This window comes from Streptomyces sp. NPDC053079, from assembly GCF_044546695.1.
GTDB lineage: Bacteria > Actinomycetota > Actinomycetes > Streptomycetales > Streptomycetaceae > Streptomyces.
Genome location: NZ_JBITZJ010000001.1, coordinates 1,253,396 through 1,273,875 on the forward strand (window position 1 = coordinate 1,253,396; position 20,480 = coordinate 1,273,875).

A 20,480-nucleotide genomic window follows, 5' to 3' on the forward strand; every position below is an offset into this window, starting at 1 on the left:
GTCCAGCGAACTCCCTCCTGACGGTGGCGGTCACTCGATAAGGCGGCCGACGCCGTACGCCACGCGCTGACGGCCGCGGTCACCGCCCCACTCTGCCGGCTGCGCCACCTTCACCTGAAACCCCGCTACGTCATCTGTCGTACCTTCCTCCGTTTGCATGCGCGTACCCCGCGGGAGTGGTTGGCTGAAGGGCCGCATTCCCGATGAGAGGGGCAAACCGGGCATGGTTTCAGGTCCGTTGGCACCCGGAGTGTTCATCAAGGAGCGTTCGAGCGGAGTCCGGACAATCACCGGGGCGGGAACGTCCACCCCCGCATTCCTCGGCTACACCGTGCGCGGCCCACAGGCGCCCACGCCGCCGGTGCGGATCAGCAGCTGGTCCGAGTTCGTGGACACGTTCCACTTCCGCTCCCCGATGGGAGTGGAGGAGGTAAGGCGGGAGCTGGAGAGGCTGTCCGGGGCTATCGCGGAAGGCGCTGCGGAGCTCGAGCGTCTGGGAGCGGACCTCGCGGAGAAGGCCACCACGGGCGAGCCCCCCGTCCTCACCGAGCAAGAAATCACCGTCCTCGCCTTGGTGCAGGCTGCCGACTGGGCCGGCGAAGCTGTCAGGGACGAGGACAGGGAAGCAGCCGAAGCCGCAGCGCAGAAGGTGGCGGCAGCCCTCCCCGGGCCGTACGGGCTCTGGATCGCGGCCGGGAACGAACTGGCCGACCTCAAACGGCGCGAGGGCGAGCTGACCGTCCTCGCCGGATACTTCGAGCAGTCCGGAAAGATCCAGCTGCCCGAAGCTGTCTACGGTTTCTTCGCCAACGGAGGAACATCCTGCTACGTCCTCCGGCTCGACCCCGACAAGCCCCTCGCGGGCGAGGTCGACGGCAACCCCGACGAACGCACGGGTCTGGCCGGACTCAAGTCGGTGCCGGACGTAAGCATGGTTGGTGTCCCGGACGTATGGCGCGAGGGCACCGAGGCAGATGTCGGCGCCGACATCATGAGCAAGGTGGTCGCCCACTGCGTGACCATGCGCAACCGGCTTGCCCTCCTCGAACCACCACCCGACACCGCACCGGCCGATGTGCCGGAATTCCTCGGGCGACTGGCGAGCCCGGACGTAGAGGATGCGGCGTTCACAGCGCTGTACTACCCCCGGGTCAATGTGCCCGGCGTGGACGGCATCCCGCGCACTGTCGTCCCGTCCGGCCATCTGGCCGGTGTGTGGGCCCGTACGGATGCCGAGCGCGGCGTCTTCAAGGCCCCCGCCAACCAGAACCTGCGCGGCGTGCTGTCCCTCCCCACCCTGCTCACCGATCAACGCCACGGCGAGCTGAACGACAAGGGGGTCAACTGCCTCCGCGTCTTCCCCGACCGAGGCCTGTTGGTGTGGGGTGCCCGTACGCGCTCGAGCAGTCGTGACTGGCGTTACCTCAATGTGCGTCGTCTGGTGTCGTTCCTGTCGGATTCCATCCGTCAGTCCTCCACCTGGGCTGTCTTCGAGTCCAACGACGACCGTCTCTGGGGCACCCTTCGGCATTCGGTCAGCAGTTTCCTGACCGATCAGTGGCGTCAGGGTGCGCTGCTCGGACGTACTCCCGATGAAGCCTTCTATGTGATCTGTGACCGTACCAACAACACCTCGGCGACGATCGACGCCGGTCAGGTGATCTGTGACATCGGTATCGCGCCGGTGCGTCCCGCCGAGTTCGTCCAGTTCACCATCACCCAGATCGCCGGCCAGCCCGGCGCCAACAGCTGACGCCCGGAACCCAGGAGGCAACGCACGTGTTGACCGGTGACACCTTCAGCAGCAGCACCTTCGCCGTCGAACTGGGCAAGTTCCAGGTCGAGACCGTCCAGGACGTGTCCGGACTGACCCTGGAACAGGACGTCGTCGAAGTCCGGCAGGTGTCCGCGACAGGCGAGCTGATCGTGCGCAAACAGCCTGGTGCTCGCAAGAGCGGTGAGATCACGATCACCCGTGGCATGGACAAGAGCACCGCGTTCACCGACTGGATCAAGGCCACGCTGGTCAACGCCGACCTCGACAGCGCCCGGCAGAACATCACCATCGCCCTGAAGGACGCGCAGAAGCAGACCGTCCGCCGCATCCACCTCGCCAACGCCTGGGCATCCCGCTGGGAAGGCCCCCAGCTCGGCGCGGCCAACTCCGGGATCGCCACGGAACAGGTGACGATCACCTACGAGGACATCACCGTCGAATAGTCCGGAGCCGATCAGCCGAGAGGGGAACAACAGCGATGACGACGAAGCCTCCGGGTGTCTACGTCACGGAGAAGTCCAGCGGAGTACGCATGATCGTCGGAGTGGGCACCTCCACCCCGGCCTTCCTCGGGTACACCACCGAACCGACCAAGATTGCCGGTGAGACGGGGACCCCTCCGTTCACACCGGACGAACGCAGGGTCCCCCAGCCGATCCGCGGCTGGCAGGAGTTCGCCGACCGCTACAGCATCGCGGGGCTGGGGACAGAGCTGTCGGCCCTCCAGAAGAAGAGCGACAAGGCACCTGCCGATTTCAAGAGGATCCAGGTACTCCAGCGCTGCTTCATGCTGGCGGAGGCGGTCTACGGCTTCTTCGCCAATGGCGGCACGTCCTGTTATGTCGTCGGCTTCCTGAACCCCGAGACGGCAGTGACGGAAGCCGGCCTCGGCGGAGACGCGGAGGCACGCACGGGACTCGGCGGGCTGGAGACGGTGCCGGAAGTGACCATGGTCGCCGTGCCCAGTCTCTGGGACATGACCATCGCGGCCACCGAGGCCGAGGAGCCGCCCGTCCCGGTTCTGCCGACCGGAAAGTCGCTCATCGGCAAGGTCGTCGCCCACTGCACCGCCCAGCGCAACCGTCTCGCGGTGGTCGACGCGCCGCCCGGGCAACTCGTCGAGCCACTCAAGGCGTTCGTCGGCACGCTCGACTCGCCGGACTCGGACGCCGCGGCGTTCACGGCGCTGTACTACCCCTGGGTCGAGGTGCCCGGTGTGGACGGTGTTCCGCGTACGGTGCCGCCGTCCGGCCATCTGGCCGGTGTGTGGGCCCGTACGGATGCCGAGCGCGGCGTCTTCAAGGCCCCCGCCAACCAGAACCTGCGCGGCGTGCTCGACCTTCCCACCCTGCTGACCGACGACCAGAACGGGGAACTCAACGACAAGGGTGTCAACTGCCTGCGGGTCTTCCCCGGCCGGGGTCTGTTGGTGTGGGGTGCCCGTACGCGCTCGAGCAGTCGTGACTGGCGCTATCTCAATGTGCGTCGTCTGGTGTCGTTCCTGTCGGATTCCATCCGTCAGTCCTCCACCTGGGCTGTCTTCGAGCCCAACGACGACCGCCTGTGGGCCACCCTTCGGCATTCGGTGACCAGTTTCCTGACGGATCAGTGGCGTCAGGGTGCGCTGCTGGGGCGTACGCCTGACGAGGCCTTCTATGTGATCTGTGACCGTACGAACAACACGTCGTCGACGATCGACGCCGGTCAGGTGATCTGTGACATCGGTATCGCGCCGGTGCGTCCCGCCGAGTTCGTCCAGTTCACCATCACCCAGATCGCCGGCCAGCCCGGCCAGGGGGGCTGAGACCCCGTGCAGAAGATCGTGGTGAGGCAGGGCGACACGGTCACGCTCACCCTGAATCTTCCGGCAGCGCTCACACCACCACCGCCCCCCGCCCCCCTGCCGCTGGGAACGGCGGGCTTCCGGATCGAACAGCACGTTGCCTGTGTGCCCGACGACATCGAGTCGTGGGTCATCCCGCCCGTCGGCTACTCGACAGCGACCTTTCCGAATCAAGGGACCGGGCGCATCGAGTTGAAGGTTCCCGCGGCGAACCGCGCCAAGTACGCCAGGACGAGTCAGGGCGAGACGGAAGTCGTCGTCAACGGTGGCCCGTTGGACGTGGTTTTCACCGTGGTGGGACCGGCGAGCAACCCCTCCGGCTCGGACACGCCAGGGGCCGTCTACCGGGGCACGGCGACCCTCACCTGCCCCCGCGTACGACCCGTGACGGCCGGCTGACCCGCCTGAGCCCTTGATCCCGCAAAGGGGTCAAGGGCTCAGGCGCGGGGTGCATGGCCGCTACCCAGTCGGGAAGCGGGACTCGTCCACATAGCGGCCGAGTTTGGCGTACTCCTCGCGGACGGCGGCCAGCAGATCCGCCATGGAGAGCGGGCGGTCCTCGTCGGCGGCCCGGTAGGCGGCGGTGATGACGCAGCATCGGATCGAGCCGCCGGACAGGTCGAAGGCCGAGGCGAGGGCCGCCAGGCCGGCCTGGTCGATGTCGTCGGCCCGCGGTGCGGCGGTGCCCAGACAGCGGTCCCACAGGGCTTGGCGCCGGGCATCGTCGGGCGCGGGGAAGTGGACGACGAGGTCGAGACGGCGCAGGAACGCCGCGTCGATGTTGGCGTGCATATTGGTGGTCAGCAGGGCCAGACCGTCGAAGGACTCCAGGCGCTGGAGGAGGTAGGAGGTCCCGGTGTTGGCGTAGCGGTCGTGGGCGTCGTGGGTGGCCGTGCGCTTGCCGAAGACGGCGTCGGCCTCGTCGAAGAGGAGGACGGCGTCGACGGCGTCGGCCTCGGTGAAGATCCGTTCGAGGTGCTTCTCGGTCTCCCCGATGTACTTGTCGACGACCGTGGCGAGGTCGACGGCATACAGGTCGAGGCCGAGATCGGCGGCCACGACCTCCGCCGCCAGGGTCTTGCCGGTCCCGGAGCCACCGCTGAACAGGGCGGTGATGCCACGTCCGCGTCCCCCGCCCGGCCGCATCCGCCACTCTCCCAGGACCCGGTCGCGGTGGCGTACGCGCCGGGCGAGGTCCCGTAGCTGCTCGTGCGTCCGCTCGGGCAGCACCAGATCGTCCCAGCCGACAGCGGGGCGTACGGGCCGCGCGAGGCGGTCCAGCGCGCCGCCGTTCCACGAGCGGGAGGCGTCCCGGACCGCGGCGGCGTCGACGGTGATGCCGTGCGCGGCGGCCCGTCGGCCGGCCGCCGCGGCCACGGCGCGGATCCGGCTGGGGCCGAGGCGGTACCGGGCGCCGACTGCGACCGCCTCATCGGTCGCGGTGCCGGCGTGGGCGCCGAGTTCGTACCGCCACAGCGCGGTGCGTTCGGGCGCCGTCAGGGGCGGGCAGTCGGCGAGCACCGGGGGAGCGGCCGTCCAGCGGGCGTCCCACGGCTGCCTCCCGGTGAGGACCAGAGGAACCGGGGCGCCGTCGAGCGGGGCGAGCAGGTCCTGTACGTGCCGGGCGTCGGGGGAACCGACGGGGCCGACGATCAGTCCATGGCCGCGCAGCCGTGCTTCGAGGAGCGCCGCGCGGACGAACCCGGCCGGGTCCGTCTCGTGGGCCAGTCCCGCGAGGTCCAGACGGAGCGCGGGCCGTCCGCACGCGCGCAGTGCCGCCTCGGCGACGGCTTCGGCCGTACCGTCCGGGCTGTCGCGCAGGTGGACCGGGTGGCGGTGGGCGAGCAGCCGGGTCAGGTGCCGCACGGCTTCGGCCACGGGGCCCTCGCCCGGGGGCCGGCCGCGTTCGGGCGGGGCCAGCAGGTGACGCAGGCAGGACGGCAGGGAGTCGTCGCCCAGGAGGTGCGCGGTGACCCGGTCGGGGACGCGGAGGGGCCGGGTCAGGAACGGCCGGGAGGCATCCGGGATCTCCACGAGGCCACCGGCGCGCAGGGGCGCGTCGGCCGCGAAGACCCGGCGGGCGGTCACCGAGGCGCTCGGGACGTTGCAGAGGGCGAGGGCCAGGCCGATGGTGGCATGGCGGCAGGTGATGTCGTCGTTGAGGTAGCCGTAGCAGCGCTCGAACCGGGCGTCGACGTCGGGGGCGAGCGCGATCACCACCATGTCGAGGGCGAGCGCGTCCAGCCCGAACTCCTCGGCGAGGCGGCGCGGGGGCGGCGGGGCCCCGGCCGCCGCGGCCGCGTCCTCCCGGGCGCGCAGAGTGGCGGCGAGGGCGTCGTCCGCGGTGACGGGGACCAGCGGGCCGGCCGGTGCGTCCAGGAGGTGCGAGGCCATGTCGTCGGAGATGTAGAGCCCTTGGAACGGGTCGAAGGGCGGTGCCAGGAGCTCCGCGGGTGCGGACTCCTCGCCCGTACGGAGAGCGATCGCGCGCCGCACGCGGGCCTCGATGACGGCCAGCCGGGCGAGCAGCCAGTCCGCGGCCGTGGCGGTGGGCGCTCCGGGGTGTGCGGTGGCGGTCACCGCGCGTCCTCGTCCGTCCCCGGCCCGGGCTTGAGCGCCTCGCGGACGACAGGGGGCCCGGTCACCCAGTGGGTGTAGCTGTCCGGGAGGAAGGACAGCAGGGGGATGGTCACGGTCACGTTGAGGGCGGGGGTGAGCATGTGCCCCTTCGCGCTCCACAGTTCCGTCAGAGCACGGTCCTCGGCGGGTGGGTGGCCGACGTCGAGGAGCGCGGACAGCTCCATCTCCTCCAGTTCGGGGGGCAGGGGCACGGGGAAGACCCGGCTCCTGGCGAGGCCGACGAGGAGTTCGCCGAGGATGCGGTGGGCGCTGAGGGCGTCAGGGGCCCAGGCGGCGACCAGATACGACAGCCGGGCATAGCGCGGCGGGTCGGACTCTGCCCTCTTCTGGCGGGGTGCACCGCCGACCGACGCCACGTCGTACTGGTAGACGGTGCCGGTCTGCCGCCGGTCCAGGTCCTCGCGGATGTCGTACAGGTAGACACCGACCGCCTCGGAGCCGGCGGTTTCACCGAGCGCTCCGTCGCGTCCGGGCGGCTGGAAGGTGACGGGGATGCCCGGCGGCGGCCATGTCACATCCTGCTGTACGCGTGACTTCAATGCCTGGTCGACCAGTTCGATCATTTTGTGTGCCTCTGTCCGCGCCGGAGGGGTGGGTGGAGTCGGTACGGTCAGTTCGTCGTCGGCACGCCGACCGCCTGCCGTACGTCGAGCCCCAGCGGGGTCGTCGTGTCCAAGGGAGCGAGCGTCGTGGTGTCGACCACCGATACGGCCGCGCCCGCCTCGTCGGCGAGGTACACCAGGTGCTTCGCGGACTGCGGGTGAGGTGCGCTTCCGGTGAGCCGTTCGCCGGCCGGTACGGTGAAGCGGGGCGTTCCGGTCCGGGTGTCGAGCATCAGAAGCTCTCCGTTGTTCTCGGTGGTCACGAAGAGCCAGGCCCCGTCCGCGGATACCGACACCGATTCGGGTTTGGTGATCCGTGGATGCTGCCAGGTGGCGACGACCTTGGGCGTGCCCGGTGAGGCGTCGTCGGGGCCGATGACCGAAATGCTGTTGCTCCCGTGGTTGGCGACATAGGCGCGGAGGCCGCCCCCTGGGGTGCTCGTCACGCCCATGGGGTCCCGGCCCACCTCCAGAGAGGTCACGTGGTGGTCGGAGAGGCGGACGCACCGCAGGGAATCGGCGGTGCGGTCGGTGACGTAGGCGTAGGCGCCGTCGTCGGTGACGGCCACGTCCCATGGCTGTGACGCGCCCGGCTGACCGACCTCGACGGGCGTCACTTTGGACCCGAGGACGGTGACCGTCCTGCTGGTGAAGTTGGCGACATACAGCGTCCCGTCATCGGAGATCGCTGCCGAGTACGGGAGGTCGTTCTTGTCGAGAGGGCGGGTCTCGGTGCGCTCGACGCCGAGTCGCGAAGCGTCGAGGGTGATGACCGCCAGGCACGCTTCGCTGGTGGGACTTTCCTTCCTGCCCTGGTTGACGACGTACAGGGTCCGGTCGTCCCGGCAGACCAGTGCACTGGGCCGGTCGGTGTGCGCCTGGGGTGCCGTGGCGACGGGTTGCATCTGGGTGCCCTCGCTCAGCCGGATGCCGTACACCGTGCCCGGCGCCCCGTTTCCCGACTTCCACTCCTCGGCGTCGACCGCGTAGAGGTAGTGGCCGTCGGGGGAGAGGGCGAGCCCGAGATGGACGCGGTCCGTGCCGCTCTTGACCTGGATCGGTGGCGGCTGGTGCTCCGCTGGGTTGACGGTGACGTCGAACGCCTCGACCGTTCCCCGGTCGGTGGTGGTGTTGGATACGTAGAGGGTCGTTCCGTCCGGCGACAGGGCCAGGCCGTAGGGCTGCCTCATGTCAGGGGATTTGGCCACGGCCATCTCGAAGCCCCAGTCGGCTTCCAACGACTCGCGGCTGAGGACCGAGACGGTCCCGTTGTCGTAGTTGGCGACGTAGAGCCGCAGTTCGTCGGGTGACAGGGCTATCTCGTGCGGGCCCGCGAGGCGGCCTGTCCGCGTGTCGATGGTGCCCCGTCGCTCCCAGGTATCAGGCCCTGTCCTGTGAAGTACGGCGATCTGCCCGCGCGGCCGCTCTTGCTGTTCGGGGGCGAAGTCGGCCACGTAGAGCGTCCGACCGTCCCGGGAGACGGCGGCACCGGTGGGCCCCTGGCACCCCACGACATCGGCGTCGATCGTGTGCCTGCCGCCCTTCGGGTCGACGAGCGAGATCGTCGCCGTACCGGAGTCGGCGGTCACCGCGTACCGGCTGTCGGGGGTGACGGCCACTCCATGCGGGCGTGCGTCGGACGCCAGGGGGACCGGGGTCACCGTGACGTCGCCGCCGGTGCCGAGCTCCTTCCCCGAGGCCGGGGTGAGGACGAGGAGATGCGACGAATCCGGACTGGTCGCGCAGGCGAAGGTCCGGTCGGGTGCGATGGCGACGTCCCAGGGCTTGTGCGCGGCCCCGAGGGGGACCGGGGCGAGTGGGGCGAGGCCCTCGAGGTCCAGCACCGCGACTTTGTCCGATGCGGAGTCGGCCGCGTAGGCCCAGGTCCCGTCCGGGGACACGGCGACGTTGACCGGCTTCGACCCCTCTCCGGCCGGGATGCCGGCCGTCTTGCGCGGGGTGGCACGCACGACGGTCAGCTGTCCGGTGGCCTGGTCGGTGACATAGGAGGTGACATAGGAGTGGTGGCCGTCCGGGCCGAACACCACCCCTGCGGGCACGCCTTTCAGCGCGACGGCCGTGTGGTCGAGGGTGTCCGTGCGGATGGCCGTGAGAATGCCCGAGGTCTGGCCCACGACATGGATCACTCCGCCGTCCGGGGAGAAGGCCACAGCGACAGGATGCGCGCCGGCCGGAACGGTGCCGGGGGTGCCGACCCGCCCGCTGTCCACGTCCACGGTGGCGACGGAGACGGACGCGGAGCCGTAGTTCGCCACGCACAGGCGGTCGCCGGCGGGGCCGAGCGCGAGGGCACGGGGCTCGGCCCCGACGGGCACGGGCCCACCCACCGCCGCGCCGTCCGCGTCCAGGTCCAGCACCGTCACCCAGCCGTCCGCCGTGCCCTTCCCCCGACTCGCGACGTATGCGAACCGACCGCCCGGCGCCACCGCGACCGCCCGGGTGACCCCGGGTACGCGGACGGTCGCGCTCACGGACGGCGCGTCCTCCTGGCTCACGTCGACCACCGACACCGTGGCGTCCGTCTCGTCGATCACACAGACCCGTTGCGCCCCGCCGCCCGGGGCCGCCGCCAGCGCGCAGGGGCCGCTACCGACCCGCAGGGGCGATCCTCCCTGCAACCCTTCCTTGTCGAACACCACGACCTCGCCGTCCGCCCACGCGGCCACACAGACCTGGTCGTCCACCAGCCCCGCCACGACGGCGCACGGGCCGTTCCCGGCGAGAACGGTACGCAGCACCGGTTGTTCCGGGACCGCGAGGTTCACCACGGACAGCGTTCCGTCGTCGTGGTTCACGACGTAGGCCCGGGTGCCGTCCTTACTGACGGCGACGGCGCGTGGGTTGCTCCCCACCGGGGGGAAATGGGCCTCGGGACATTCCGGTGCCGTGAGGTCCACGACGGCCAGAGCGTCCGCACCCCAGTCCGGGGCCACCAGCAAGGGCTCGTTCGGATCGCTCATGAGGGCACCTCCGCGACGGTGACTCGGTGTTCGACGGAGTACACGGTCTCGCCGGGCCCGCAGCGGATCCGTACGACGGGGTCCGACGCCGAGCCGTCGAGCGGATTGACCGGAACGAGCTCGGCCGTGGCGACGCGGCCCACCCCCGGCACCTGTTCCAGGACCCGGAACGCCTCGCCCGCGTACACCGGGCGCCCCAGCGGCCATCCGGTGCCGTCCGGGCCGCCGCCGACGGGACTGAAGTACCGGTACAGGGCGCGTTCTGCGGCGGCGCGGAGCTCGGCGCGTTCGTCGGCGGTGCGGTAGTCCGCGGGAACGATCCGGGCATCGACACGGATGCCGTGGTAGACGGGCTGCTTCAGCCACACCGGAACGCCCTCCGGCTGACAGGCGCGCAGGGAGCGGCGCAAGGTGTCGCAGGCGTCGCGGGTGGGGGTGAGCATATGGAACGGGAACCAACCCCGCTCGTCGGCGGTCACGAAGGGGACGACCATCAGCGTCACGCCGGCCTGGGTGCTGCCACCACTGGTGTCGGTGTAGCCGTTCTTGCCGTCGCGCGAGGCGGAGACGTTACGTACGCCGACGATGCGGTCGTCCGGGTTCTTCAGCCGGCTGATCGTATCCGCGGGGATGTCGTTGCCCGCCGCGCCGAGCGTGGTCTTGTACGGGCCGTCCTCGGTGATGGGCGTGCCCGGGGGCAGCGGGATGGCGCCGTACTGCCGGGTGCCCGAGGGGCCGCCCGTCACCTCCGGGCCGAAGTGGACCTGGCCCGTACTGGCGTTGATGACCACGTCCTTGCTGTCCTGGCCGGAATCGTGGAAGGACGCGACGGTACACCAGCTCTCGGTGCCGACGCGGACCTTGGGGAGCTCCTCGGTCTCCGGGACGTACACCGGGGAGTGCAGCAGGGGGTAGACCTGGCCGGGCTTGTCCGTGGACGAGAACGGCTCTCGTGCCCGGTCGTGCTCCTCGTACTGTTCGGCGGGAACCTCGTCCGTCGTCCCGGAGTCGGCGTAGACCGTGTACGGCGTGGTGGGTGTGCCTTTGGGGTCGAGGATCTGGACGGCGATCCAGCAGGCGGCTTCCTCGGTCGGGAAGCCGTCGCCGCGCCTGTCGACGGCGTCCTGTGCCGTGCGGGCGAGGTCGCCGCGTGCGACGGCCGCCTGCCACCGCGCGGACTCGCCCACGTGGACGGGGTGGGCGGAGACCGTCGTTCCGTCCGCCAGAGTGATCTCTTGCGCGGGCGTGGAGGCGTAGGCGAGGGGTGCGGCGGTGTCCCACCACGGAGCCGCCTTCCTCGGCGCGAACACGGACACCGCGATGCGGTCCTCCGGCCCACGGTCCCCGCCCGCCGTCACCCAGAGCGTGAGGCGGCCCGGATCATGCGGCTCCTTGAGCTCAACCAAGGCCAGGACCAGCCCGCCGCCCTCCTTGAAGGGCCCGGAGAGCTCCCCGCCCGCCTGGTAGTCATCCGCCTTGAACATCCCGACGGCGGAAGTGACGCCGGGGACGAGCCCGAGGCGTGCCGCGCCCATCGCGTCCGGCGGTACGCGCGTGGCCTCCCTTGTCGTTGTGAAGACTGTCTTGCCGTCCGCCGTGGAGACCTGTATCCCCACGGGAAGCTTCCCCGTGCCGGGCGCCAGAGTGAAGGCGACGTCCGTCTTGGCGGGCCGCCACGGCAGGTAGTTGCGGGCCGGGTCGAGCGCGTCCTCGGGTACGTCCGGGACGTGGTGGATGCGGGCCATGCCCGCCGACGCGGCCAGCGCGAGCTGTTCGTAGTCGACGGGGACGACGGCCCGCTCCGGCACCGGCGCGCCCAGGGGCAGGCGCGTCGCGCAGGCGGCGGCGCTCTCGCGTTCCGTGCCGCCGACCGCCGGTGCGGGGTTGGTCACGGAGGAGACGTACGGCAGCGGTGTGCGCAGCACGGTGATGGTGCGGGCGGGTACGTTGCCGCGGGCCCCACCGCCCGTCAGATAGCGGCGGATCCGTACGACCGCTCCCGCCGGAAGCGGCGCACCGTGCTGTCGCGGTCCCCGGGCGCCGGCCACCACGGGGGCGAAGACGGCCTCCCCGGTGCGCGGGTCGAGGGTGAAGTGCCGGTCGTCGGGGCCCGATCCGGCGAGCGAGGCGACGTACGTCCACTGTGCGGTCCGCCCGCCGAGCACGGCTTCGACGACGAGGGGGTCGGTGCTGCGGGGCAGCGGCGGATGGGTGAAGCGGAGGCGTTCGCCGGGCGTGCCCGTCGCGGTGCCCAGGGTCTCGTTCCGTACCAGCCCGGCCTGGACGACGGGGACGGCGACTGCGAGCACCGGGTCGAGCGCGACCCGGGTCAGCGGGCTGCGGCCCGCATCGGCGCGGTAGCGGATCAGCCCGACGTCCCTCAGGCGCTGCACGGAGTCGCCGCCGCCCTCGCCGGCCGCCCGGTGGAGCAGGAGCTGGGCGGGCGCGTGGGCGGGGGGAAGGTCGAGCGTGACCTTGCCCGGCCGGTCCTGGGCGGTCACGGTGTCCGTGACGACCCGGCAGCCGGTCCAGTGCGTGCCCTGCCAGGCCTCCCAGTGCCCCTGGGTGACGCCCGTGCCCACCTTGGGTGCGAGACCGGCGCCCATGCTCACGTCCAGCGTCACGCGCGTACTCGGTACGGGCACCGACAGGACGATCAGGGCGTAGGAGGAGTGCGAGGAGTCGTCACCGCCATTGCCCGTGCTCACCGGGCCGGTGTTCGCGAAGGCGTTCCCGGGCGGTGGAAAGTCGCCGAGGTAGGGGAGGTTGAGGTGGAAGGCCGGCCCCGCGAAGGCCGGGCCGTCCGGCTCGACGGTCCGGCCCGACGCGGAGCCGAACTCGGTCAGTATGCCCTCCAGGGCGCCGTCGGCCTTCCTCGATTCCGCGAAGTCCCCGGCGGCGACGAGGACACAGGGGTTGAGTACCGCCTCCGTCAGCGTGCTGAAGACGACCGGCTCCGCGTCCCCCACCGGTCGAGTGGCCACCTCTTGGCCCGCGGGGACGACCACCGGCTCGGGCGACGGCGCGGCGAGCTGGAGGACGACCTCGGTCTGTGCGGGCGCGGGCCGGTACGGCCGTACGCCCAGGAGCCGCAGCATCTGCAGCCGGCGCTGGTCGGGGGCCAGGTTGAGCCGGTCACGCAGGGCCATGACCATGTCGGTGCACGTCTCGATCAGGCCCCGGCCGGGGTCCGTCCGGTCCTGACCGGTCCAGGTCCCCACCTTCCGCCGTACGGCGGCGACGGTGCCGGCGACGACCTCTTCGCGGGTGCGTCCGTCGTACTCGGGTGTCGGCAGACTCATCGCTGCTGTGACCTCTCGACAGGAGTCTTTCGCCCAAGGGTGACCGTGACCTTGAAGGGGAGGTGGGCAGGGCAGTGCGCCCGTACCAGGCGCGTCAGGCGGCTCTCCAGGGCCCGCTGGTCCTCCCCGGCCGGGGCGGTGAGCGTGACGGTGAGCATGCGTCCGGCGCGGGGTGCCGGGTCGTCGTGGGTGAAGACGCGGCCCGGGTCGTCGACGACGAGCGCGAAGCCGGGCGGCGCCCAGCCGTGGATCTCCCGGGCCTCCAGCAGCAGCCCGTACGGCGTCCCGCGATGAGCGGCCAGGCGGGGCGCGAGGTCGACGGCCTTGCGCCGCAGGCCCTCCGGCCAGCCCGGCTCCACCCGGGCGCCGGTGATCCTGATCAGCCAGTCCAGGAAGGCCGGTGGCGCACGCCAGGGGTCGAGCACCGCGTCGAGACCGTCGATCCGTTCCTCGGCGGGGGCCATGGCCTCGCCGAGCGCGGCCGCGAACGCGAGCGCGACCGTGTCGTGCCCGTAGACGGCCGGCAGGGGGAGGGGACGTGCGGAGTACGCGGACATGCGCGGTCCTCTCTCTTCCTCAGCCTTCGGTGATATCGACGTCGATGACCGTGTCGCCCACGAGAACCAGTCCGCCGTCCGAGACCTCGACGGACGGCACGGCCCCGTCGCCGTCGTCGGCCAACAGGCTCACGTCGGTCGTGCCCCGGACCTCCGGCACCGCCTCCAGCACGGTGAAGACGTCGCCCGTGTGGACGCGCCGACCCCACGGCCAGCCCCGCCCGTCCGGTCCGCCGGCCGTGGGGTGGAAGTATCGGCGCAGGGCCCGTTCGGCCGCCCGCCGGGTCCGCTCCTTGTCCGCCGCCGTGCTGCTCCAGGGGCGTACGGTCGCCGCGATCCCGAAGCGGTGGTAGCGGGGTTTCCCGACCCGCAGCCGTTCGCCCAGCAGCCGGGAGGCGTCGACGACGCCCACCACCGAGTTCAGGACGTCCGGGGGGACGTCGAACGCGTCACCGGGTGGGGTCTGCGCCGGGTCGCCCTCGAAGAGGGGCACCAGGAGGACGTGGAGCGGGTCGTCCTCGCGACGCCAGAGGGCGGGCTCGGTCCTCGTTCCCTTCATGAAGAAGAAGACGCCGCCGATGATGACCACGGCGTCCGGGGACACCTGGCACTGCGGGGAGAGGCCGGGGAACGCCTCCGAGATCAGGGACCGCACCCCCCGGCTGCCCGTCTGCGGTATGAAAGGCCGCTCGGTGGACGTGGAGGTGTAGGTGTAGGCGCGGTGGTAGAAGGTCTCGCCCTTGAAGAAGAACAGTTCGTACGCGTCGGCCGAGGCGGGGTCGGCGAGGACGGCGACCTCGTCGAGCTCCGATGAGAAGTCGTCCGGCAGGCCGGGGAACATGCTGCTGATGTCCTGGGGTGACGCGCCCTCACCGTCCTCACCCTCCCAGAGGCACTGGGTCCCGTAGAACCACAGTCCGGGCTCGCCCTCGCCGGTACGGATGACGGCGTCGAGGCACTTGGCGTCCGCGACGGGCCGGGGCACCGCATCACCGTCGTCGGGCTCGCCCGGCCCTCCCAGGGACAGGGGGAGAGGGGTGATGGTTTTGCCGTCGTCGAAGTAGTGCACGGCCCGCAGCGGGTCCCGGGCGGCGACGGCGCAGGCGAGGACCTCGGCCGGGCGCGGCGGTTGCGTGAGGGCGGTGGGCACGCGTGAGTCGGTGGGCCGGGTGAGCGCCGTGACCCGGACCCGGGCCAACCCGGCCACGTGTTCCCCGATGAGCTGCTCGTGGTCGGCGGCGGTGACCGCGCGGCGCAGCGGGGCGAGGCCCAGCCCCGCGCGTTCCAGCGCCTGCCGCCAGTCCTCCTCGTCCTCGGCGGGGGCGAGCACGCCGTGGACGGTGGCGCTCAGCCCGGCCTGTGACACCACCGTCAGCGGTGTGCCGAGGGGAAGACCGCCCTTCCGGCCCCGGTAGACGTGGTACTCGGCGCTGACCCTCGTGCCTCGCTCTGGCACGCTCCCGTGCTGCTCGGGCTCGCCATCGCCGGGGACCAGGGGCCTGAGGACGACCTCGCACGAGGCGTCGTCCCACCAGTGGACGGGGTCGTCCGGCCCGGCATCGGCGAAGGTACGCACCGCCCGCCAGATGACGCCCCCGACCCGGACCGTCAGCGGCGGGCCGAACGCGGGCTCCGCGACCGGAGCGCCCGACCGCCACGGCCGGTGGCGCGTCGCGAATCGACCGCCCGGAAGGCCGTCGGCCGTGCCCAGTACCTCGGTGACCGGAACGAGTTGCTCGAGCGCCTCCACCACTCCCGTGGACTGGTTCTCGGCGAGAGTGAGCGGTGCGGTGGTCGCCAGGACGACCGGCTGCTCGCCCTCGGTCCTGACTTCGGTGCCCTCAGGGATCTCGCGTCGCCCGGTCGCACCGTCGGTGCGTGCGAACACGACGGTGATCCGGGTGGGGGAGGCGGGGAGCGGCGTGATGCCCATGAGGCGCAGCAGGGCAGAGCGCTGACGGCCCGTCATGCGATGGACGCGGTAGAGCAGCTGGTCGGTCCGCTCGGCGCACGCTTCGATCAGGGTGACGCCTGGGTCGGAGACGTTGTGATCGGTCCACTCGGGCGCGCGCTGCGGCAGGGCACGTTTGGCGGCGTCCACGAGCGGCTGGAAGCGCAGGTCGTCCAGGTCGGGAACGGGAACGCCGGACGCGTCGGACGCATCGGACAAAGCGGATCGCTCGGGTGGCGGATCGGCCATGGGGAGGTCACTCACTCGGGGAGTCTCCGGGCAGGGTGTAGAAGGGGAAGACGAGGTTGCGGGGTTCGTTGGTGGCGCGCAGCCGGTAGCGGATGTCGATGTAGAGCACGCCGATGTCCACGGTGTCCGTGCTGAACAGCAGGTCGTCGACCTCGATGCGCGGCTCCCACCGGTCGAGGGCCCGGCGCACCTCCACATCGGCGCGGGCGACGGTCGTGGCGTCGAGCGAGTCGAAGACGAGGCCATGGATGCCGCAGCCGAACTCCGGCCGCATCGGCCGCTCGCCCGGCGCGGTGGACAGGATGATCCGCACGGCCTGCTCCACGTCGTCGCTGCCGGTCGCCAGGCCCACGCGGCCGGTGCCGGTGATGACGGCGGGGAACGCCCACCCCGCGCCGATGATGTCCACGGTCGTCTCCCGTCCGTGCCGGGTCAGTTGATGTCGACGGTGTTGCCGGTGATGGTGGTCCGCTGCCCTTCGAGCTTGAGCTCGCCGCCGCTCTTCACCGTGACGGTGGCGCCCTCCAGCGTCAGCTGCCCGCCGCCGCTTCCGGCCGCGGTGACGGTCACCGTGCCGGCCTTGAGGATCAGGGTGCCCGTCTCGCCCGCGTCGATGGTCAGGGTGCCGTCGCCGCGGCCGTCGAGCGAGACCCGTACGGTCTTCTCCCCTTCCCCCGCCGCGAAGGCGATGGTGGTGTCCTTCCGGTCGAGGTGGGTGACGAGCTTGCCGTCGCCGCTCAGAAGCCGGACGCCCTGAGGGCCGTCAGCCGCGCTGAGCAGCTCGAGGCGATCGCCCGAACGGGACGCCAGGGAACTCCTGTTGGCCCGGCCCGTACCGGCGTCGACCAGCGGCAGGCCGTGGTCGGTGGGGGCGTCGAGGCCGTTGTAGAGCCCGCCGAGAACGTACGGCCGGTCCAGCCGCCCGTGCTCGAAGCCGACCAGGACCTCGTCCCCGGCCTCCGGAGCGAAGACGCCGCCGCCACCGGCCCCGCCCCACTGGACGGTACGGACCCAGTCCGTCACATAGTCCTGGGAGAGCCACGGCAGACGCAGCCGTACGGCACCGCGCTGGCCCTTCCCCGGTTCCTTGATGTCCGTGACGATGCCCACCGCGACGCCCAGCGCGCACAGCGGCGGCGGGTAGGGCACGACGGGCGGGGGAAGCGGGCCCACCCGGACCAGGGTCCGGTAACCCTGGTCCCCGTCGAAGACGTGACAGCAGGAGGTGACGGTGTACTTGCCGGTGAACGGCTCACCCACTCCGGCCAGGGTCACCGGCACGCCCGCCCGCAGCTCGGGGGCGCCCGCGACCTCGGCGGCCAGCGTGGCCATCGCGGCCGCCGACTCCGCCGCGACCGCGCGGGCCGCCGCGTCCACCTGCGGGGCGGTGGTGTGGGCCCGGCCGCCCACGAGCAGTTCCGGCGCCGGCCCGGGGAAGGCCTTGCCGAGCCGCGCGGGCGTGACGCCCAGGCGCAGCCGTTCGCTGTCGCCCGCACCGGCCTTCGCGGACAGCGCGGCTTTGCCGTCGGGATCCCAGCCACGGACCTCCACCTCGGCGACCTGGTCCTCGCAGGACACGGCGGCGCGCAGCGCCAGCAGGTTCACCCCGTGTTCCAGGACGAACGGGCTCCGGTCCGCCCCCGTGCCGGGCGCGGGCGCCGCGTCGGCGGCGGCCGGGCGGAGCATGTGGAGGGTGCTCCCGTCGACCGTCAGGCGCAGGCCGCGCTGGTCGGCGAGATGGTTCAGCAACTCCCAGTCGGTCAGGTTGGGCTGGGCCACGTGCGGGACGCGGGTGCGCTCGGCGTCGATCCGGCCCGTCGTCAGCCCGTGCCGGGAGGCGGCCTGCCGGGCTACCTCGGCCACCGTGGTGTCGACGTAGGCGGCCACCCGCCGCCCCCGCGTCAGCCGGTGCCCCCGGTCCGTGGCCCGTACGGTCGTGAACGTCCCGTCGGCGTCCACCTCGGTCTTCAGCGCCGTGACCTCGCCGTCGAAGATCACCACCCGGGTGCGGCCGCGTGCGGCGGCCACCGCTACGGTCAGCGGCGCCCCGACGGCGATCCGCGCCGCCGCCAGGAGGCGGTGCCCGGGATCGCGGAACCGTAAGGTCGCGCGGGCCGGCAGCCCCACCGACGTGTCCACGGAGGTCTCCACCAGCCGTTCCGCCCACAGCTCCTGCAGCGGGGAGCCGAAGGCGATGACCGGTTCCGCCGCGTAGAGCCTCTCCGTCACCCTGCACCTCCTGCGGGGCGTTCCTCCAGGACCGGCAGGACCAACACCGTGCCCACGGGCACCCGGGCCGGATCGTCGACGCCGTTGGCCTCGGCGATCGCCCGCCACCTCGTGGGGTCGCCGTATGCCTGCCACGCCAGTCCGGCCAGGGTGTCGCCCGCCACCACGAGGTGGGTGTCCACCGGCCCGTCGGCACCCGACGTCGGGTTCTGCCGGGGCGTCGAGCCGCCCACCTCCTCCAGGGAGACGGTGCAGGTGGCGCGCAGCGGTGTCCCGTCGTGCCCGAACCGGGTGTACGCCGCGTCGACCTGCGTCACCAGCGCGAGGAACGCGGTCGTGCGCGAACGCCCCCACTCCAGCCGCACCCAGGGCGCCGACGCGGGCTTCGCCGTGGCGCTCCGCGCGGTCGGGGCGCAGCAGCCGAGCAGCTTCTCCACCTGGTCCTGCACGCTGGAGCGGAAGTCGCCCGCGTCGAGGAACACCTCCAGCGTCATGGTGCGCGGCTGGGCCCCCACGAACTGTGCGCGTGGCGCCTCCTCGCTGGAGGGCGCGGGGCTGCGGTCCCATCGGGCCCGCTTGCCGACCTGGACCCGCTCGGGGTTGAAGTGGAAGCGGACACGGCCGCGTTCCGGTCCCGGGGCGTTGCCGGTTCCCGTCGGCGGGTCGTAGATCACGAGGGCGGCCCGTACCGGCGCGCCTCCCAGGAGCTCGGACAGCATGTGGTCCTCTCGACGGTTCGGACGGGGCGGACGGCGGACGTTCGGACGGGTCAGACGGTGATGCCCAGGAATCCGTTGTGGGTGATCTCCAAGGTCTCCCGGGCCGGCTGCGACTGGTCCACGTCGAACGTCGGCCCGCTCCAGCGCACCGGCAGCACACCGTCGAGGAGCCACCGCACCAGCGGCTGCCGGTCCGGGCCGAGGGCGACGAGCTGCCCCGGCAGCCGCATCGGTTCGATCACCTGCGCCCGCATCCAGGCCCAGACGAGCACGGTCTCCTGCGTCAGCGGCCTGCTGAGTACGACGTTCGTGTAGCGCAGCCGCGTCGGCAGCTGCCACACGTGCCCGTTCGTCCCGCCCTCGACACGCTCCTCGACGTCCATGGCGCAGCCGAGCCCGTCACAGGACGTGAAGGAGCCGAGGGCGTGCATGCCTATGGAGAGCTGGAAGTGGGAACTGACGGCGAAGGGCTGGTCCGGCATGTGCGAGCACTCCGTGGGGTCGGGCGGTGCGGCTGCTTCGGGGTGACGCGTGGGGCGTCTGCGGGGCGTCAGCGGGGTGGGTAGGTACCCCAGGGGCTGTCTTCCGCCGGCGGTCGAGCCGGCGGCGACTGCGACTGCCACCGCGTCGCCGCCCGGCGCGTCCGCCGAGAGAACCCGAGGGCCGGAACCACGGCCTCGGCCAGGAGCCCGGCGTGCCGCCGGACGACCTCCCGGGCGATGGCCGCGGTGTCCGGTGGGGCCGGGTTTCGCGCGGTCTGCGGGGCCGGGGTGGTGGCCGGGGTGACGGTGAACGAGGGGGCGGCGGTGGACGGTTCGCCGGCCGCTGCGCCGGGCGGCCGTCCGCTCCCGGCGAGGGGCGGGGTGACGAACGGCATGGCGGTGCCGGGTACGTGGGGGAGTGGCTCCCCGACGCCGAGTCGGTGCCGGGGGCCGGTCGGGGGGAGGGCGCCGGCGGTGGGGAGGACGTCTCCATCCCGCCCCTTCCCCGAACCGGGGTGGGGCCCGGGCGGTTCGCCGGGGGTCTGTCGGCCGCTGAGATGCTCCGGGATTCCCAGTGGCGCCGCGATGGGGAACGCGCCGTGGTCCTGCCGGCCCGGGGGGCTGCCGGCACCTCGCGGAGGCGTCGCCCGGCCCTCGCTGTGGCCGCCCTGAGGCTCGGCGTGGCCGGGACTTCTCGGGAAGCCGGGATCGGGGATGTCGCCGTGTACCGGTCGGCCTTGGTGGTGTCCCAGGTCTTTTGACGGGTTGGGGTCGTCTGATGCGGCTCGGTCCGGTTGGCGCCGGCGGTGCTCGGGGTTCCGAGGAGGGCCAGAGCTGGGGGCTTCATCCTGGCTGGGCCGGCCCTGATGGCACCACGGGCCCCTTGATGCGCCGCCGCCGTCGGCCGGGTCCTGGTCGGATCGGTACTGGCGGTGCCTGCGGCTCCAAGGAAGACGGAGACCGGGGGGCTCGCCTTGGCCCGGTCGGTCCAGGCGGTGTCCCAGGGCCTCTGGTGGGCGGGGATTGCCGGTGCCGCCCCGGTTCGGTTGGTCCTGGAGGTGCCCAGGGGCCCATGGGGTGTCGGGTACTTCGCCTGGGCCCGGTCGGGCGCGGTGCTGTTCCGGGCCCCTTGCTGCCGGACCGGGGCC

At 72.1% G+C, this 20,480-nt stretch carries 15 protein-coding genes; 4 read left to right on the forward strand and 11 right to left on the reverse strand.

Going from position 1 to position 20,480, the window contains the following annotated elements:
- Nucleotides 1-157: 157 nt before the first annotated feature.
- From ACIGXW_RS05195 to ACIGXW_RS05210, 4 genes are read left to right on the forward strand one after another with little or no spacing between them, the layout of a single operon-like run.
- Nucleotides 158-1,753, forward strand: coding sequence for a phage tail sheath family protein (locus ACIGXW_RS05195; RefSeq protein ID WP_399569959.1), 1,596 nt, complete (start codon nucleotides 158-160; stop codon nucleotides 1,751-1,753).
- A 26-nt stretch (nucleotides 1,754-1,779) separates the two neighbouring features.
- Nucleotides 1,780-2,220: a phage tail protein gene (locus tag ACIGXW_RS05200; RefSeq protein ID WP_360908343.1), complete on the forward strand. Its 441-nt coding sequence runs from the start codon at nucleotides 1,780-1,782 to the stop codon at nucleotides 2,218-2,220.
- A 35-nt stretch (nucleotides 2,221-2,255) separates the two neighbouring features.
- Nucleotides 2,256-3,581 (forward strand): phage tail sheath family protein, encoded by a 1,326-nt coding sequence (locus ACIGXW_RS05205; protein ID WP_399569962.1) that lies wholly within the window; start codon nucleotides 2,256-2,258, stop codon nucleotides 3,579-3,581.
- Nucleotides 3,582-3,587: 6 nt separating this feature from the next.
- A complete protein-coding gene (locus tag ACIGXW_RS05210; protein WP_399569965.1) occupies nucleotides 3,588-4,019 on the forward strand; it encodes a hypothetical protein in 432 nt (143 codons plus the stop codon).
- 60 nt (nucleotides 4,020-4,079) lie between these two features.
- Here ACIGXW_RS05210 and ACIGXW_RS05215 read toward each other — a convergent pair whose 3' ends face one another.
- The 11 genes from ACIGXW_RS05215 to ACIGXW_RS05265 form a co-directional block, all read right to left on the reverse strand.
- On the reverse strand, nucleotides 4,080-6,200 hold the full coding sequence (locus ACIGXW_RS05215; protein ID WP_399569967.1) for an ATP-binding protein: 2,121 nt from the start codon (nucleotides 6,198-6,200) through the stop codon (nucleotides 4,080-4,082).
- A complete protein-coding gene (locus ACIGXW_RS05220) occupies nucleotides 6,197-6,823 on the reverse strand; it encodes a DUF4255 domain-containing protein (RefSeq protein WP_399569970.1) in 627 nt (208 codons plus the stop codon). Before ACIGXW_RS05220 ends, ACIGXW_RS05215 begins: the two co-directional genes overlap by 4 nt.
- 47 nt (nucleotides 6,824-6,870) lie before the next feature.
- Nucleotides 6,871-9,843, reverse strand: a complete 2,973-nt coding sequence (locus ACIGXW_RS05225) for a beta-propeller fold lactonase family protein (protein ID WP_399569973.1) — start codon at nucleotides 9,841-9,843, stop codon at nucleotides 6,871-6,873.
- A complete protein-coding gene (locus tag ACIGXW_RS05230; protein WP_399569975.1) occupies nucleotides 9,840-13,145 on the reverse strand; it encodes a baseplate J/gp47 family protein in 3,306 nt (1,101 codons plus the stop codon). Before ACIGXW_RS05230 ends, ACIGXW_RS05225 begins: the two co-directional genes overlap by 4 nt.
- Complete coding sequence (locus ACIGXW_RS05235; protein WP_399569977.1) at nucleotides 13,142-13,702, reverse strand: phage tail protein; 561 nt, start codon at nucleotides 13,700-13,702, stop codon at nucleotides 13,142-13,144. Before ACIGXW_RS05235 ends, ACIGXW_RS05230 begins: the two co-directional genes overlap by 4 nt.
- 19 nt (nucleotides 13,703-13,721) lie before the next feature.
- Nucleotides 13,722-15,872 (reverse strand): hypothetical protein, encoded by a 2,151-nt coding sequence (locus tag ACIGXW_RS05240; RefSeq protein WP_399569980.1) that lies wholly within the window; start codon nucleotides 15,870-15,872, stop codon nucleotides 13,722-13,724.
- Between the two features lie 37 nt (nucleotides 15,873-15,909).
- Nucleotides 15,910-16,311 carry a GPW/gp25 family protein gene (locus ACIGXW_RS05245; RefSeq protein WP_086570433.1) on the reverse strand — a complete coding sequence of 134 codons (402 nt, stop codon included), beginning with the start codon at nucleotides 16,309-16,311 and terminating at the stop codon, nucleotides 15,910-15,912.
- Between the two features lie 23 nt (nucleotides 16,312-16,334).
- Nucleotides 16,335-18,131 carry a VgrG-related protein gene (locus ACIGXW_RS05250; RefSeq protein WP_399569982.1) on the reverse strand — a complete coding sequence of 599 codons (1,797 nt, stop codon included), beginning with the start codon at nucleotides 18,129-18,131 and terminating at the stop codon, nucleotides 16,335-16,337.
- Nucleotides 18,128-18,850, reverse strand: a complete 723-nt coding sequence (locus ACIGXW_RS05255) for a LysM peptidoglycan-binding domain-containing protein (RefSeq protein WP_071967109.1) — start codon at nucleotides 18,848-18,850, stop codon at nucleotides 18,128-18,130. Before ACIGXW_RS05255 ends, ACIGXW_RS05250 begins: the two co-directional genes overlap by 4 nt.
- A 50-nt stretch (nucleotides 18,851-18,900) precedes the next feature.
- Nucleotides 18,901-19,332, reverse strand: a complete 432-nt coding sequence (locus tag ACIGXW_RS05260) for a phage tail protein (RefSeq protein ID WP_071967110.1) — start codon at nucleotides 19,330-19,332, stop codon at nucleotides 18,901-18,903.
- Nucleotides 19,333-19,400: 68 nt separating this feature from the next.
- Nucleotides 19,401-19,727, reverse strand: a complete 327-nt coding sequence (locus ACIGXW_RS05265) for a hypothetical protein (protein WP_399569985.1) — start codon at nucleotides 19,725-19,727, stop codon at nucleotides 19,401-19,403.
- Nucleotides 19,728-20,480 lie beyond the last annotated feature (753 nt).

Coding starts and splice junctions, on each gene's coding strand:
- ACIGXW_RS05195 (WP_399569959.1), top strand. CDS start 158: ATGCGCGTACCCCGCGGGAGTGGTTGGCTGAAGGGCCGCATTCCCGAT.
- ACIGXW_RS05255 (WP_071967109.1), bottom strand. CDS start 18,850: ATGCTGTCCGAGCTCCTGGGAGGCGCGCCGGTACGGGCCGCCCTCGTG.
- ACIGXW_RS05265 (WP_399569985.1), bottom strand. CDS start 19,727: ATGCCGTTCGTCACCCCGCCCCTCGCCGGGAGCGGACGGCCGCCCGGC.
- ACIGXW_RS05205 (WP_399569962.1), top strand. CDS start 2,256: ATGACGACGAAGCCTCCGGGTGTCTACGTCACGGAGAAGTCCAGCGGA.
- ACIGXW_RS05260 (WP_071967110.1), bottom strand. CDS start 19,332: ATGCCGGACCAGCCCTTCGCCGTCAGTTCCCACTTCCAGCTCTCCATA.
- ACIGXW_RS05235 (WP_399569977.1), bottom strand. CDS start 13,702: ATGTCCGCGTACTCCGCACGTCCCCTCCCCCTGCCGGCCGTCTACGGG.
- ACIGXW_RS05220 (WP_399569970.1), bottom strand. CDS start 6,823: ATGATCGAACTGGTCGACCAGGCATTGAAGTCACGCGTACAGCAGGAT.
- ACIGXW_RS05230 (WP_399569975.1), bottom strand. CDS start 13,145: ATGAGTCTGCCGACACCCGAGTACGACGGACGCACCCGCGAAGAGGTC.
- ACIGXW_RS05225 (WP_399569973.1), bottom strand. CDS start 9,843: ATGAGCGATCCGAACGAGCCCTTGCTGGTGGCCCCGGACTGGGGTGCG.